Below are 14,928 nucleotides of genomic sequence, written 5' to 3' on the forward strand. Positions count from 1 at the left end.
ACTATCTCTCAATTTATAAATAAAGGGAAAATCTCAGAAGCTACTTCTGCTGATTTTCCGCTTTTATTCTTACTCCTCAGTTTTGACTTCCACTTGTAGACTCAACTCTTCCAGTTGTTTAGTGGCTACTGTAGAAGGGGCTTGGGTCATCGGATCTGTTGCCTTATTGTTCTTAGGGAAGGCAATCACTTCACGGATATTCTCCTCACCAGCTAACAACATAACAAAACGGTCTAAACCAAGAGCCAATCCACCATGTGGAGGGAAACCATAATCCATAGCTTCTAGCAAGAAACCAAATTGCTCTGTTGCATCTTCTTTTGAGAAACCGAGAGCTGTAAACATCCGTTCTTGCAATTCTTTTTGGTTAATCCGGAGACTTCCTCCCCCAAGTTCGTAACCATTGAGCACAATGTCATAGGCAATGGCACATACCTTGGCAAGATCGCCCTCTAATTCATGAGCTGTCTCTGCTTGCGGAAGTGTAAAGGGATGGTGGGCACTCATGTAACGGCCTTCTTCTTCAGACCACTCAAACATTGGCCAATCTACCACCCATAGGAAGTTGAATTGACCGTTGCCAATGAGGTCCAATTCCTTGGCAATTCTACAACGAAGGGCACCTAGTGTTGCGTTAGCTACTTCTAATGTATCTGCTACAAAGAGGACCAAATCTTTTTCTTCCAACTGTAAAGCACTTGTCAACTCTGTTGTCACATCTGTCAAGAACTTAGCAACTGGGCCGTTCAAAGCACCATCCGCTACTTTGACCCATGCTAGACCTTTAGCCCCATATTGTTTGGCTACTTCGGTCATCTTATCGATGTTTTTACGTGAGTAGTTATCTGCAGCGCCTTTGACGACAATGGCTTTCACTGCTGGAGCTTCTGAAAAGACCTTGAAGTCTACGCCCTTTACAACTTCTGTCAAGTCTGTCAAGAGCATCTCAAAACGAGTATCTGGTTTGTCAGAACCGTAAAGAGCCATCGCATCATCGTACTTCATCCGTGGGAAAGGAAGTGTCACTTCAATTCCCTTGGTTTCTTTCATGACACGTGCGATTAAACCTTCTGTAATATCTTGAATTTCTTGCTCTGTCAGGAAGGAGGTTTCTAAGTCGACCTGTGTAAACTCAGGTTGACGATCCCCACGTAAATCTTCATCACGGAAACATTTGACGATTTGATAATAGCGGTCAAAGCCAGCATTCATCAATAACTGTTTGGTGATTTGAGGGCTTTGAGGCAAGGCATAAAAGTGACCCTTGTTAACACGAGATGGAACGAGATAGTCACGCGCCCCTTCTGGAGTTGACTTAGAAAGGAAAGGTGTTTCCACATCGATAAATTCCAACTCATCCAAGTAGTTGCGGATAGAATGCGTTACCTTGGCACGTAATTTCAAGTTTTCCAACATTTCTGGACGACGCAAGTCCAAATATCGATAGCGTAGACGGGTATCGTCGTTAGCTTCAATGCCGTCCTTGATCTCAAATGGCGTGGTTTTTGCCGTATTAAGGACAGTCAAAGAAGAAACATGCATTTCAACCTGACCTGTTGCAATTTTATCATTTGCTTGCTGTCTGGCAGCAACTTGACCTGTCACTTCGATCACATACTCGCTACGAAGACTTTCGGCCGTTGCCATGACTTCCGAACTGACAGTTTCTGGATTGATGACCAATTGCATAATCCCTTCACGGTCCCGCAAATCAATAAAGATCAATCCACCCAAATCGCGGCGTCGACTCACCCATCCCTTGAGGGTTAGTTCTTGTCCAATGTGTTCCTCTCGAACACGCCCAGCATACATGGAACGTTTCATTGTATTTTTACTCTCCAAACTAATATTCTTCCTTCTATTTTACCATAAAGCCTGTCAGATAAGTGCTTTTCCAAAGATTTTTCCAGAAAAAACAGTTCTTTTATTCCGCTTCTTTCCTGGTAGGAGTTTTCTCTTGTTTGGCCTCTTCATCGTATAGTGTTGGGGCCAAGATTTTCATCAGACTAGCTGTTCCGAAACGCATGACAGTTGCCAAGACTCCAAATATTGGAGCCAAGCCACGGAAAAAGAAGTCCCCTCTGACTAATTGGGTGATGAGGCCCGTCATGAGAAAGATCACGATTCCTTGAAGAATCGCATAAAAGGCTATTTTCTTCATTGTTTTCATGGTTTAGCAGTTCCTCTCTTTCTAGTAGATAGACTTATCCACAAGTCTGTGGATAAGTCTGTGAATATGGGGATAAGTTTCTTCAAAACCATAGGAAAAAGGTTGAGACTGGGTATTCTCAACCTCTTCGCATCTTACTTAAATTGATCCGGCTGACCTTTGTAGTTAGCCCAGTCCTGACTTAAGAAACGATTGTTAATCTTGTATTCAGGAGCAGGTTGAGGGTTGGAGACAAAAGGATCAACTGCCTTGTCAAATGCCAACCATCCATTCCAGCCCATATGAATGGTGTCCTGCATGAAGTAAGGTTTATCACCATCTTTAGAAAAATCAGCAATATGGGTAAACCCTTGACTTTCTAGTTGATAACGGATTTTTTCAACTGTCCGTTGATACATTTCTTTACTCAAGCCTGTATAAGCCATCCATTTAGAGTTCACTGGAGGGATAACAAAGATTACATTGGTTTTAGATTGAGCAAACTGATCTAAGACCAACTGCAAATCATTGTATTCTAGGGATTGTTCATAGGATTCATTCTTTTGGAATCCCTTAAGTTTCTTTAACTTACTTGCAAGACGGTGGCTATAAAAGCTGTTACTAATGCCAAGCTTATTATTATTGGTTTTCTTTTTGGCTTCCGCCGTCGCCACTTCTTCCAAGGCTTCGTAAGAAAATGTATCTGGCAAATCATTTAAGCGAGAGAGAACCTTCTTCTCATAGTTGCTATTGTTCATTGCCGTAAAGGTGCTAAAGAAGGCATCTTCCCGACGAACAAAGCGCATGAGGGTCTGATTGAGACCTTTTTCAAAACTAGATAGATTTTGACCTTTGGCTAGCTTTTGAACTCCTCCCTGCATAGCAACATTAGGGTACTGCTGCAAGAGACGAGATGCCGCATACTGGCTTGCTGGTCTAGCTTCCTGATTGGCCAAAAAGCTGGTTAATTGATCACTGTTAAAGTATTGCTGGAAGGCCGATGAATCATAACCGCCCTTCGTAAACCACTGGGGCGATACCACATAGACAGCCGTTTTCCCTTCTAGTTGAGGAAGAATTTGCTGCATCCCAAAATATTGGTTCAAGGACGCCGCCCCTCGTTGTCCTAAAAAGTACGGACGATAAGAGCGATCATACTTCTCTGCTAGTACTGCTGGGTGGACGATGTCAAATCGCAACCATTCGCTGGAACCAAAGAAGGGTACAAAACGATAGTTGGGATCCCCGAGTGCTTCTTCCTTACGGGCGCGACTTTTAAAGCCTTCTGCTGTCAAGCTCACTGCAGCCTTTTTCTCCTCTGTCAGATTGTGTTTGTGGTTAATCGGATAGAAAAAGAGAAGAGTAGCGACAAGAGCCATGGCGCAAAAGACAGGACCCAGAATCAGCCACAATCGTTTAAGCATTCTGAAGCTCCATGACGCCTTCTACGATTTTGTTGGCTGTATTCCAGTCATCACGACCAAACTCAGATACGGGAACCCGAATATCGAAGCGGTTTTCCAATTCCACAATCAACTCAACGGTTCCCATGCTATCAAGGACACCAGCATCAAAAAGATCCTCATCCATCATGTCTGAGACATCTTCCATAAACAATTCGTCAATAATTTCAATTACTTGTGATTTTACATCCATTTTTCATTTTTCCTTTTCTTATTTCATTTTTGGAAACCATTGCTGATCCAAGAAGCCTGAGAAAATCAGGAAGGACAGCATAACGGTATTGAAGGTAATAAAGATTCCAAGAGCCTGGGTCCAACGATTGTCTGGTAGGGGCTCTAGTCCTTTTGCTTTACGTTCTTTATTGATTGTTTTTTTCTTCCGAAGCCAGGCGTCATTGATCACAAGACCAAGTCCGTGGAAAAGACCATAAGCAACATAATACCAGGTCACTCCATGCCAGAAGCCCATGACCAACATGTTAATGATATAGGCAACGTTTGACGTTGTAATCCGACTCTGAAAGACCTTGTTGCGCATCAAGACCATGACTAGACGCATAAAGACAAAGTCACGGAACCAGAAGGACAAACTCATGTGCCAACGATTCCAGAACTCCTTTAAATCACGTGATTTGAAAGGAAGATTAAAGTTGATCGGGCTCTTAATTCCCATCAAATTAGATGCCGCAAGGGCAAACATGGAATAGCCTGCAAAGTCAAAGAAGAGATCTAAACCAAAGACGTACATCACCCCTAAGGTTCCTAGGTTAAAGACGCCCCCTTGAAGAAGGGCATAGGTCTTGACATGTCCAAGTAAGAGGTGGCCAAAGATATGAGCTAGAATAAACTTATAGAGGAAGCCAAGCATGATATACTTGACACTCTGCTCCAGCATATCGAGAAGCTCATCTCGATCTGGAATCGTTAGGTAGTCTTCATTGAAGCGTTTGAAACGATCAATCGGTCCACTTGAGAAGGTTGGCATAAAGAGCAAGAATCGCAAGAATTCCCAGAGACTAAAATCTTTGAGAGTCCCATCTCGCATCTCGATAATCATACCCACTGCTCGGAAGGTCAGATAGGAAATCCCAAGGAAGCCCATCCAAGACTGGGTCCCATCAATGGCTGGTTGCACCTTCACAAAAACCAAGGGCAAAACGACCAAGAAAGAGTGAAGGTAAAAGACCCACTTGTTATCACGCTGGCTTCGATAGTTTTTATAAGAATAGACCCAAAGGATTTGCCAAAAGAGGTAGAAAAGAACCGCATAGATTTGTTTCAAATCCGTCCCTGTCAACATCAAAACAATAAAGGCGAGGCTGACCAAGGCTTCATAAACTGGGAAACGCTTCTTAAAGAAGAGGCCAACAAAGATGGGCAATAAGGCCCCAATCAGATAAATAAAGTAGATTGGGGTCCCATAGGGTTCTAAATGAGGGAGCTGTTTCAAAAACTCGATCATCGGTTGTTAACCTCACTAATCAACCCTTTGATGTCGATTTTCCCATTTGGAGTTAGCGGCAAGCTGTCACGGTAGAGGAATTTCGAAGGCATCATATAAGACATCATGATGTGCTCCAAATCTTCCTTAATCGCTTTGGTAATATCAATCTCGCGCTCAAATTGTTCCTTGACCCCATCTTTTAAGATGACATAGGCCAAGAGATTTTGAACCTTGTGATCTTTGTTGTAGCGTGGCACTGCAACAGCCGAGTCGATGTACTGAGACTTGTTCAAGTTTTGAGAAACATCTTCTAGCTCAATACGGTAGCCGTTAAACTTGATCTGGAAGTCCATCCGACCACCATAGAGAAGAAGACCTTCATCTGTCATGGTTCCGACATCTCCCGTATGGTAGGCTGGAAGTCCTTCAAATTCGAAGAAGGCTTCTGCTGTTTTCTCTGGATTATTCATATAACCTTTTGAAACAGCTGGTCCAGACACGATGATCTCACCTTGCTCTCCATTTGGCAATTTGTTTCCTTCCTCATCAATGATGAAGGTTGGAGAATCTTCTTTGGTATAACCAATTGGCAAGCGTTTAAGTGTCGCTAGCATCTCATCTGTGATAGCAACCGCCGACAAGGCAACCGTTGCTTCCGTTGGCCCATAGGCATTGATGATGCGCGCATTCGGGAACCGCTCACGCAGTTTTTGAGCCGTTTTAACCGTCAACTCTTCCCCATCAAAGTAGAAATGGGTAATGCCTGGCATCTTTTCAGCATTGAAATCTTCAGACAGCATAGCCATATCTGCAAAAGATGGTGTTGAAGTCCAGATAGCAATCGGGAGAGAAAAGATGGTCGCAAAGAGTTGTTTAAAGTCTTGAGTGATGGCTGATGGAAGTGCAAAAAGCGTTCCTCCAAGAGCCAAAGTTGGTGCCCAGTACATAACAGATAAGTCAAAGGAATAGGGTGGTTGCGCCAACATTTGCGGACGCTCTGGCGTCGCAAATTCCTTGTCTGTAATCATCCAGTTGGTGAAGCTGAGCAAGTTATCATGCGAAATTTGCACCCCTTTTGGTTTCCCAGTTGTCCCTGAAGTAAAGATGATGTAGTAGTTATCATCCCCTTTGACCGGATGTTGCAAATCATAGGCATGCTGAGCTGCATAAGCTTGACGTACTTGCTCCAAGGACATGATTGGAGCAGCTGGGTTTTCAATTGGAAACTCATTGATGGCGATGATTAAGCTTGGCTCTGCTACTTCAACAATCGCAGACACGCGCTCCAAGGCAGAGTGGCTATCAATTGGGATATAAGCATGGCCAGATTTGGTCAAGGCCACAAAGCTTGCTAACATTTCATATTCTTGGCCACCAAAGACCACAACAGGTGACTTTTCAGGAAGTCCCATTTGGTCAATATGGGCTGCTAAGCTATCTGAATCCGCCTTCAATTGGCCATAGGTATGCTCTTCTCCAAGGACATTGTAGACAGGATAGTCTGGTTGCAGTTGGGCGTAACGCTCAATCGCCTCAATCATATCAGTAATTGGTTGGTTTGACACGGTAGGGATCTCCTTTAGAATTCATTGTAGATAAAGCCACCTTGGCCTTGACCAAGATAACTAAAGAAATAGAGTAGGGCTAAGAAAATAGCGAAATACAAGATTGTTTGCCCTATAAATTTATAAAGTGTTTTATGTTTCATCTTTTTCACTCTTCATTTTGATTATCACTGACTATTTTACCATTTTTTGTTCAGTCATAGCAATCCAAACACAAGGAAAAAATACTAGAAAACGTTACCATAAGAGACTCTTGAGATCTGACCTTGGATCGTTTGCTTTTCTGGTCGAGTCGACGGGCCATTCCATCTTTTATAAAGAAATGATTCCGTCCTCAGATTTGAAAATTTCTTTCATTCTCTTGACGATTTCGCTTCGAGATAGCCTTCATTTTTTTAGAAACAGTATACCACTTTTCCTTAAAAAGTTCTTAAAAGGCTAAAAAGAGGCTGGGACAAAAGTCCTAGCCTCTCAATTGTCTTTGGATTGTCGAGCAAGACGCAGTGGTTGAGTGGGCTCTACTAGGCTGATTTCATCAGCTTTTACAGCCCTACTCAACTGTGCGGAGGTGGGACGACGAAATCGAATTCTAACGAATTACCGATTTCTGTCCCACTTTCTTCTATAAATTCTTTCTTTTCTTAGCCTTCTTGGTCAAGGATACATCGCAATGATGAATTTCTTCTGTTAGGAGGGTCGTCATTGCAAAATCGTCAACTTCTGGTCTCAGATCTACTTCATAATCCAAGGTAAGCTGTTCCCCATTTTGGCTTGTATTGACCGAAATCAAGTCGACTTCTGTACAATTGCGATCCAGCAAACGGCTGATCTTGTCGGCAATCCGTTCTTGATTTTCTACTTGAATCGTCAGGTGACGGCGCCGTTGGTGGTCCGTCTTACTTTGCTTGGTTTCGAGCAAGAGCCAGATAGCTAATAGAAAGGCCGTAAACAAAACCGCCAATAAGAGGTAGCCCGATCCCGCCGCCAAACCAATGATCATGGCTAGGAAAATCGCAATTAATTCTCTCGATCCGCTGGTAGCAGACCGGAAACGAATCAAGCTAAAGGTTCCCGCTACTGCAATCGAGGTTCCTAGACTCCCATTCACCAGGAAAATCACCAGGGTCATCATGCAGGGAAGCAAGGTGAGACTGACGATAAATTCACGTGTATAGAGGGTACGGTATTTGTAGGTCCAAGACAGGGCCAGCCCGAGCACCAGGCTGACGACTAAGGCCAGCATCAGGCGTACCGGATCCACAGTTGCCGTAGCATTGTTAAAAATAGAATCAAATAGATTAGACATAGGCAGCACCTGTCCTTTCCTGAATTGGCGTTGGTGCATAATCTAAGCCTTGTGACTTATGGTAGGCACAACTGTATTTCGAAAATTTCTGTTTTACCAGTCCGTACTTATCCAGAATATCTTTCAGCCACTGAGGTTCTTCACCTGGGGCCTTGATTTCCATAATGATGGTATTTTCTTCTAATAAAGGCTCCCCAGCTTTCCCACGAAGGAGACTGACCTGCTGATCACGATAGACTAGGTTTTGATCCAGGGTGACCCGAATCTTATTGTAAGGATAGCCTTGAATGCTCTTCTTTTCTTTTAAGGACAAACGATCATAATAGATGTACATCTGAGGCTGTAGTCGGTGATCATAGCGCTGACGCAGAGCTTGGATTTCTTGCACCAAGTCCAGATCCTGAATGGTCTGATCCACTAGTCCATCCGTCATGAGGCGGGTAATAGAGGAGGGGTTAGAGACCAAACGGAACTTGTGGCCAATTCCTTCTGCATCCTTTGATTTTACTTCTAGAAAAGCCGGACTATCTACTGTTGGATGCTCTATATAAGTCCGCATCCGGATCTTTTCACGACGGTTCTGTTTAGCAAGGGCATCTTGGATCACATCGAAGTCTTCGGTATCAAAATAGACATTCGAAATCGTGGAGATGGGATAATCATCTTCAACCACATATTTCTTCAAATCTTTCAATAAATCATCCAAGTCTTCTTTATTCACCACATATTTGGTTTCAATCCGCTTGAAGCTTGTCTCTACCGTTTTTTTCATGTTTTTCTCCTTTTGTTCTATAAAAAGTTGGGCATTTTCTTTATCGCTTTTGTTGCAAAGCCACAAGTCGCTTTACTGGTTCCTTAGTTTAGTGGCTTTTTCTTAAGCTTTCATTAAGCCAAACTTAAAGAAAACTAAAGTTAAGGTTCCTTTCAGAAAAACTTTAGGAAACTTTCAGCTAGCAACTTTAGACTAGGAGCATATCAATGGAACGAGAGGAAAAGCTCATGAAATCAAACAAATGGAAATTCTTACTAACGGGGGCCGCGACCCTCACCTTACTGACAGCTTGTACCCAAGCGTCATCACAATCAGCTACAACAAGCAATACGCCCCAAACAACTGCTACTACTACTTCAAATAGTAAAACCGATAGCTCCAACTATTTTACAGATAAGGACAAGGACACTTCTTACGATGAAAGTACAGCCTCTACTGTCAAACTGTCTGGATCTTCTGCAAGTGTATCAGGTGACGGCGTAGCTGTTTCTGAATCCACTGTGACCATCTCGAAGGCCGGGACCTATGTCATCTCTGGTGAATCCAATGGGGTTCAAATCAAGGTCGAAGCAGGTGACTCAGATGATGTTCATATCGTCTTAAAAGGGGTTACCATGACCAACACCAACGCGCCAATCTCTGCTACGAAAGCAGGACATGTCTACTTGACTCTAGCAGATGGCACGACCAATACCTTGTCTGACTCAAGTTCAAACAGTGATGAAGATGCAGATGCGGTCATCTTCTCTAAAGGGGATCTCACCATCAATGGTTCGGGTACGCTCAATATTGATGCCAAGAAGAACAACGGGATCAAGGCCAATGACACTCTCCACATCACAGGCGGAACCTATAAGATCACGGCTGTAGGAGATGCCTTCAACGTCAATGATGAGCTCAATATCACCGGTACGACGATGACCATCGATGCAGATGAAGATGCGGTCAAGGTGGATAACGATGAAGATACATCTGTCGGAACCATGTATCTGTCTGACAATACTATGACCATCTCAGCTGGGGACGATGGTATCCATGCTTCTGGTGATCTGGTCATCGATAGCGGAACCTACAAGGTAAGCGAGTCTGTCGAAGGTCTCGAAGGAAAATCGATCACCATCAACGGAGGAGATATCACCATCTACTCAACCGATGACGGTGTCAATGCGGCCAATGCCAATGCTAACCAAGATGAAATTTTCTTCACCATGAACGGTGGAACTCTCAACGTTGAAGTTGGCCAAGGGGATACCGATCCAATCGACTCTAACGGCAATGTCACTGTGACTGGAGGAACCATCAATTTGACGGGGCAATCCGGCTTTGACTTTGATGGAACAGCCACCTATACTGGCGGGGATATCTATATCAACGGTGAAAAACAAACGGAAATTGTCAATTCCATGCCTGGAGGCGGTGGTGCTCCCGGCGGTGGCGGACCTCAAGGCGGTGGACCTGGCGGGCCTGGTGGACGCTAAATCCCTCTTCCAAGGCCACTAGCTGAAGCACACAAGAGAGTGGGACAGAAATCGGTCATTCGTTAGAATTCGATTTCGTCGTCCCACCTCCGCACAGTTGAGTAGGGCTGTAAAAGCTGATGAAATCAGCGTAGTAGAGCCCGCTCAACCACTGCGTCTTGCTCGACAATCCAAAGACAATTGAGAGGCTAGGACTTTTGTCCCAGACTCCACGCTTCAAATGAGATAGAGTTGAACTCTCCTGTTTTTTCGTGCTTTCCAAGCTTTTATAGTGTACAATAGAAGAAATAGCGCTCTATAATTAGAAAGGGATTTACATGATGTCTAAAAAAATTACTCTCCTTGCAACGCTCTTTTTGAGTCTTTTCTTCTTGACAGCCTGTATGCCTGATTTTGAATCACATTTCAAACCGGATGAAACGAGCTCTCGTGCCTCTTCTAAAAAACAAGAGAAAAGTGAAAAAGAAGCCTCATCATCAAAAAAATCATCTAAAGCTAGCTCTTCCAAAAAAGAGAAGAAAGAGTTTCAGACGGAAACCAGCTCTAGCAAAAAAATGGAGGAGCTCCCTGCCAATGCTAGCGAAGCTCCAAAAGACAAGATCTATGCAACTGGCGATTCTGTCGTTTACTATAAAAAATATGACGGTGGATTAAAAGTACATACACCTGATTTCGAAGGCTATACAACAAAAATAGTCAAAAAAATTCTTGGAAAACCTGAAAAAACCCATGTTGATTCAAATTATATGCTCGAGACCTTCTCAGAAAAGGAACGGGAAAATCTGGTCAAACTTTATCAAGAGGGACACTTAACAGAAGAACAGCTCCATGCTTTTTGGGCTGGTGTAATCGATCTAGCTCAAACGGCTCAATTAGAGCAAACGTTTACAGTCTTTACCTACAAAGAAGGACAAGTTCAACTTGTCTTTAAGGATGACAACCTTGTCTATATTACTCCAGATCCAGAAGTGCTTTATTTTAACTAAGAAAAATCCCCTTTCTCCGTTGAGAAGGGGGATTTGTTTCACATGAAACTATGGATAGAGGAAGTCTAGTCTTCTTCCATCTTTTGAGGTTGATAGGCCAACATTCCTAAACCAATACACAAGCCCAAAACCAGGGTAAGGAAGGTGACTTGCCCACCTATCTGACCCGACAAGGAAATGGCTTCCCGTAGTCCCGATACGGTATAGCTCATTGGCAACAGCGGATGAATGGTTTGGAAGAAACGATTGGTGAGGGCAAGCGGATAAGTCCCTGCGCTAGAAGCCAGTTGAAGGAGCAAGAGAATCAAAGAGATAAAAGCTCCTACCTTGTTGTTCCATGTTGTTAAGGCAGTCACCATGGACATGAAGGTCACACTTCCTAACACACAGAGGAAGAGAGTCAAGCTTTCATGGTTTGCCGCCATTCCGAGCAGGTGGACAGCTCCGTAGACCAGGACACCAGCCAAGACAGCAATCATCCCGTTCACTTCCAATCTCGATTTAAGCCAAGCCCAACGACTTTCTGGATGACGCCCAGATGGCAATTTGGCAAAAATCATATTGGTAGAGAGAGCCGCGACGAAAAGGGCAACAGATATCATATAAGGCGCCATTCCTACTCCGTTCACTGGAACATTGTCATGGTCTGTCTTTGAAAGGGTGATTGGATCTGACAATACGCTTGCATTTTCTTTTTCAGTGCTAGCGCTATTTAGTTGATCTTTGGCTGAACTCAAGCCCTGACTAAGATTCTGACTACCTGTTTGAAGATCACCCAAGCCTCCGACAAGAACCTGGCCTCCTGTCGCTAATCGACCTGAGCCATCGGCTATTTTAGTTGCACCATCCGCCAATTGATGAGAACCTGATAGTAACTGACCTGATTTATCCGATAACTGATCGACTCCTGATACGAGTTGATCAACACCGCTAGCCAAGACTGGTGTTTGAGTATTTAATTGACTGATCCCACTAGCTAACAGTCCAGCGCCTGTTGTTAATTCACTAGACTTACTAGTCAATTGGTTGGCTCCTGAAGCTAACTGATTCATTCCAGCAGTCAGTGTTGGCATTTTCCCATTTAAGTCTCCCAATCCTGTTGCTAGTTGACTACTTCCCATTATCAAGTCATTAGATTTCTGCTCCAGTTGACTTGTCCCTGCACTCAATTGAGTAGCTCCTGCTATCAAGCTACTGCTATTATCCGTAAGCTGACTAGCTCCGCCAGCTAATTGATCTACTCCTGTCGTATAGAGTTGAACTCCCTGGTTAAGGGTTTGGCTTGCTGGTAGAAGTTGCTCTGGCACTGCTGTCTGTAGGGAGCTCAAACTAGTTGAAAGAGTATTCAAGGTAGACGAAGCTGTTGGCAAGATCTGGTTGGCACTTTCTTTTACTGTGGCCAAGGGACTCTCGGTCGTTAAGCCTTCTTGCAAGCCTTGAACAGTGGTTAAAATCGCTTGAGCCGCAGTCTCCGTGGTACTTGAAGTAGCAGAGACAGCAGCCGTTATTTCTGCCTGTTGCTCAGCTGTCATTGATTGATAGGCAGCAGTAGCTTGAAGATTTGCTAACACCGAATTGCGGTCAGCCTGTGCAGCTGCTGAAATCCCTTGAGCAGATGTTGCGATGCTTGCCAAAGCTGTGCTGAGTTGACTAGTATCTCCACTCGTGTTCTGAATGGCTTCATTTAATTGGGTGAGGCCTGCTGTTAATTGGGCAAGTTGCTCTTGTTGATTTGGTTGCGGAGTAAGTTGGGTGGATAAGGTTTGAATGCCTGCCTCTAACTGAGACACTCCATTTCTTAATGTTTCCGATTGGCCGCTTAATTGACTAGCTCCACCACTGAGAGTAGCAAGCCCTGAGCTATAGCTTGTTAGGCCAGCCGTCAAGTTACTAGCACCAAGATTCAACTGACTAACTCCCTTTGTGTAGGTATCCAGTCCCGTTGAGAGAGTCGTCATCCCTGTATGCAATTGGCCAATTCCAGATGCTAACTGAGGCGTTTGACTAGCCATTTGGTTCAAACCATCTCCTAGCTGTCCAACACCAGATGTATAGGTCGTCAGTCCACTACTAAAGGTAGTAAAACCATCATGAAGTTGCCCAACTCCCGATACGAGGGTGGGAACTTTCTCCTGCATTTGATGAAGACCAGTTCCTAATTGCCCAACTCCATTGGTGTAGGCCAAGAGTCCAGTGCTAAGAGTCTGTGCCCCATTTGAAAAAGACAGACTCGAATTGGACAAGGTGGTCAAATGGTCTGTCAGAGTCTGTCCACCCTCTTTTAGCTGACCAGCACCGGTCGCTAATTTCTGGCTTCCTTCCGCTGCTGTTCCCATACCTGTCTTCAAGCTTCCCATCTTTTCGAAAAGAGCGCTGGTATAGGTTTGGGTGACATTACTAGCAACGGTTTGCTGGATTTTTATCATGGCTGAATCACTCATCTTACCAGCAATAAAGCTATGGCCACTAGATGTTTGGTAGGCAATGGTCATCTGTTCTGGGTGATTGGTTAAGATAGAAGCAGCTTTAGCAGATAGATCCTTAGGCAAGGTCACCACCATATAGTAATCACCCTTTTCCAACCCCTCTTTAGCTTCTCTTTCATCAACAATATGGAAATCCAGGGCGTCACTTTTCTCAAAATTGGACACCATGTCTTTTCCGATTGTCAATTTTTCTTCCTGATAACGAGCTGGCTGGTCTTGATTGACAACTGCTACTGGCAGGTCGGAAACCTTGCCATAAGGATCCCACATAGAGGATAGAAAGATTACATTGTAGAGAGCTGGTATCAAGGCAACCCCTATCATCACAACGATGAAGGTCGGTTTCCTAAAAATCGCTTTCCATTCCTTAAACATTTTTTGCCTCCTTTTTATACACATTGTCTAATTTTTTGATATAATTGATTATACAGTTCTTCTTAAAAACCGCAAGTTAAAAAACTTATTTTTGGACACTGTGTATAATTTTGTTTATAAAAGAGGGAGACTAAAATGGTTACCGAAAGCAATAAGCGAATAAAAACAAAACGGATCATCCAGGAAGCTATGGTTAACCTCCTTCATAGAGAGTCCTTTGATGAGATTTCAACCGTTCAGTTGGCAAAAGAAGCCGGTATCAGCCGGAGTAGCTTCTATACCCACTACCGCGATAAGTACGATATGATTGAGCGCTACCAACAGGAATTTTTCCACAAAGTTGAATACATCTTCGACAAACAACAAGATGATAAACACCAAGCTGTTACCGAAGTTTTCGAATTTCTCACCAAGGAGCCCCTCTTTGCTGTCCTTCTAACCGAGAATGGGACAAAAGAAATTCAATCCTTCTTGCGGCACAAGCTACAAGTTCTACTAGTGGATAGCTTGCAAGAGCGTTATGGCCATCGATCTTTGACCGAAATCGAAAGAGACTACAGTTCTGTCTACCTCACCAATGCCTTCTTTGGAGTCTGTCAAATGTGGGTGGCGCGTGGTCAAAAAGAAAGCCCCCAACAAATGGCGGACTTCCTATTAAAAATGCTGGAATAAAAAAGAGACCTCGGTCTCTTTTTTGAATGTAAACAAACTATTGTTTTACATAAAACGGCCAGATGATTTTCAAAAATGACTTTTATTTTTTTAGCCATTTAATAAAAAGATTAAAAACTTCCCGCCGTGAGAAAAGTGTTAGAGATACTAGTGTCTCTAACACTCGGGAGTTTTGAGACCTTAGGCTCAAAACTAAGTCATGGAACTTCGTAGAAGTTCGCTGACGTCCGTA

General features: G+C 43.6%; 13 protein-coding genes. 3 read left to right on the forward strand and 10 right to left on the reverse strand.

The features are described from left to right. Positions 1 to 69 precede the first annotated feature (69 nt). The 9 genes from aspS to EL081_RS09795 all read right to left on the reverse strand — a co-directional run bounded on the left by aspS (position 70) and on the right by EL081_RS09795 (position 8,699). Complete coding sequence (aspS, locus tag EL081_RS09750; RefSeq protein WP_126404987.1) at positions 70 to 1,824, reverse strand: aspartate--tRNA ligase; 1,755 nt, start codon at positions 1,822 to 1,824, stop codon at positions 70 to 72. Positions 1,825 to 1,924: 100 nt separating this feature from the next. Continuing rightward, on the reverse strand, positions 1,925 to 2,161 hold the full coding sequence (locus EL081_RS09755) for a hypothetical protein (protein WP_185946480.1): 237 nt from the start codon (positions 2,159 to 2,161) through the stop codon (positions 1,925 to 1,927). Between the two features lie 143 nt (positions 2,162 to 2,304). Further along, positions 2,305 to 3,573: a D-alanyl-lipoteichoic acid biosynthesis protein DltD gene (gene dltD / locus EL081_RS09760; RefSeq protein WP_126404989.1), complete on the reverse strand. Its 1,269-nt coding sequence runs from the start codon at positions 3,571 to 3,573 to the stop codon at positions 2,305 to 2,307. Continuing rightward, entirely contained in the window at positions 3,566 to 3,805 is a 240-nt protein-coding gene (dltC, locus tag EL081_RS09765; RefSeq protein ID WP_006595371.1) for a D-alanine--poly(phosphoribitol) ligase subunit DltC, read from the reverse strand. The genes dltD and dltC overlap by 8 nt, the downstream gene beginning before the upstream one ends. 18 nt (positions 3,806 to 3,823) lie before the next feature. Beyond that, positions 3,824 to 5,074 carry a D-alanyl-lipoteichoic acid biosynthesis protein DltB gene (gene dltB / locus EL081_RS09770; RefSeq protein WP_126404990.1) on the reverse strand — a complete coding sequence of 417 codons (1,251 nt, stop codon included), beginning with the start codon at positions 5,072 to 5,074 and terminating at the stop codon, positions 3,824 to 3,826. After that, positions 5,071 to 6,621, reverse strand: a complete 1,551-nt coding sequence (gene dltA, locus EL081_RS09775; RefSeq protein ID WP_126404991.1) for a D-alanine--poly(phosphoribitol) ligase subunit DltA — start codon at positions 6,619 to 6,621, stop codon at positions 5,071 to 5,073. The genes dltB and dltA overlap by 4 nt, the downstream gene beginning before the upstream one ends. A 14-nt stretch (positions 6,622 to 6,635) precedes the next feature. After that, the gene (locus EL081_RS09780) at positions 6,636 to 6,764 is read right to left on the reverse strand and encodes a teichoic acid D-Ala incorporation-associated protein DltX (protein ID WP_006595368.1); all 129 of its coding nucleotides are present in this window, start codon (positions 6,762 to 6,764) and stop codon (positions 6,636 to 6,638) included. Between the two features lie 479 nt (positions 6,765 to 7,243). Beyond that, positions 7,244 to 7,927 (reverse strand): DUF4956 domain-containing protein, encoded by a 684-nt coding sequence (locus EL081_RS09790; protein WP_126404992.1) that lies wholly within the window; start codon positions 7,925 to 7,927, stop codon positions 7,244 to 7,246. After that, entirely contained in the window at positions 7,920 to 8,699 is a 780-nt protein-coding gene (locus tag EL081_RS09795) for a polyphosphate polymerase domain-containing protein (RefSeq protein ID WP_126404993.1), read from the reverse strand. The genes EL081_RS09790 and EL081_RS09795 overlap by 8 nt, the downstream gene beginning before the upstream one ends. Before the next feature lie 227 nt (positions 8,700 to 8,926). On the opposite strand from EL081_RS09795, the gene EL081_RS09800 reads away from it, so the two are divergent. Beyond that, positions 8,927 to 10,177: a carbohydrate-binding domain-containing protein gene (locus tag EL081_RS09800; RefSeq protein ID WP_185946479.1), complete on the forward strand. Its 1,251-nt coding sequence runs from the start codon at positions 8,927 to 8,929 to the stop codon at positions 10,175 to 10,177. A 317-nt stretch (positions 10,178 to 10,494) separates the two neighbouring features. Next, entirely contained in the window at positions 10,495 to 11,163 is a 669-nt protein-coding gene (locus EL081_RS09810) for a DUF4947 domain-containing protein (RefSeq protein WP_126404995.1), read from the forward strand. A gap of 65 nt (positions 11,164 to 11,228) precedes the next feature. On the opposite strand, the gene EL081_RS09815 is transcribed toward EL081_RS09810, so the two are convergent. Beyond that, positions 11,229 to 14,024 (reverse strand): YhgE/Pip domain-containing protein, encoded by a 2,796-nt coding sequence (locus EL081_RS09815; RefSeq protein ID WP_126404996.1) that lies wholly within the window; start codon positions 14,022 to 14,024, stop codon positions 11,229 to 11,231. Between the two features lie 135 nt (positions 14,025 to 14,159). On the opposite strand from EL081_RS09815, the gene EL081_RS09820 reads away from it, so the two are divergent. Next, positions 14,160 to 14,696, forward strand: a complete 537-nt coding sequence (locus tag EL081_RS09820; protein WP_126404997.1) for a TetR/AcrR family transcriptional regulator — start codon at positions 14,160 to 14,162, stop codon at positions 14,694 to 14,696. Positions 14,697 to 14,928 lie beyond the last annotated feature (232 nt).

The organism is Streptococcus viridans, assembly GCF_900636365.1.
Taxonomy (GTDB): Bacteria; Bacillota; Bacilli; order Lactobacillales; family Streptococcaceae; genus Streptococcus; species Streptococcus viridans_A.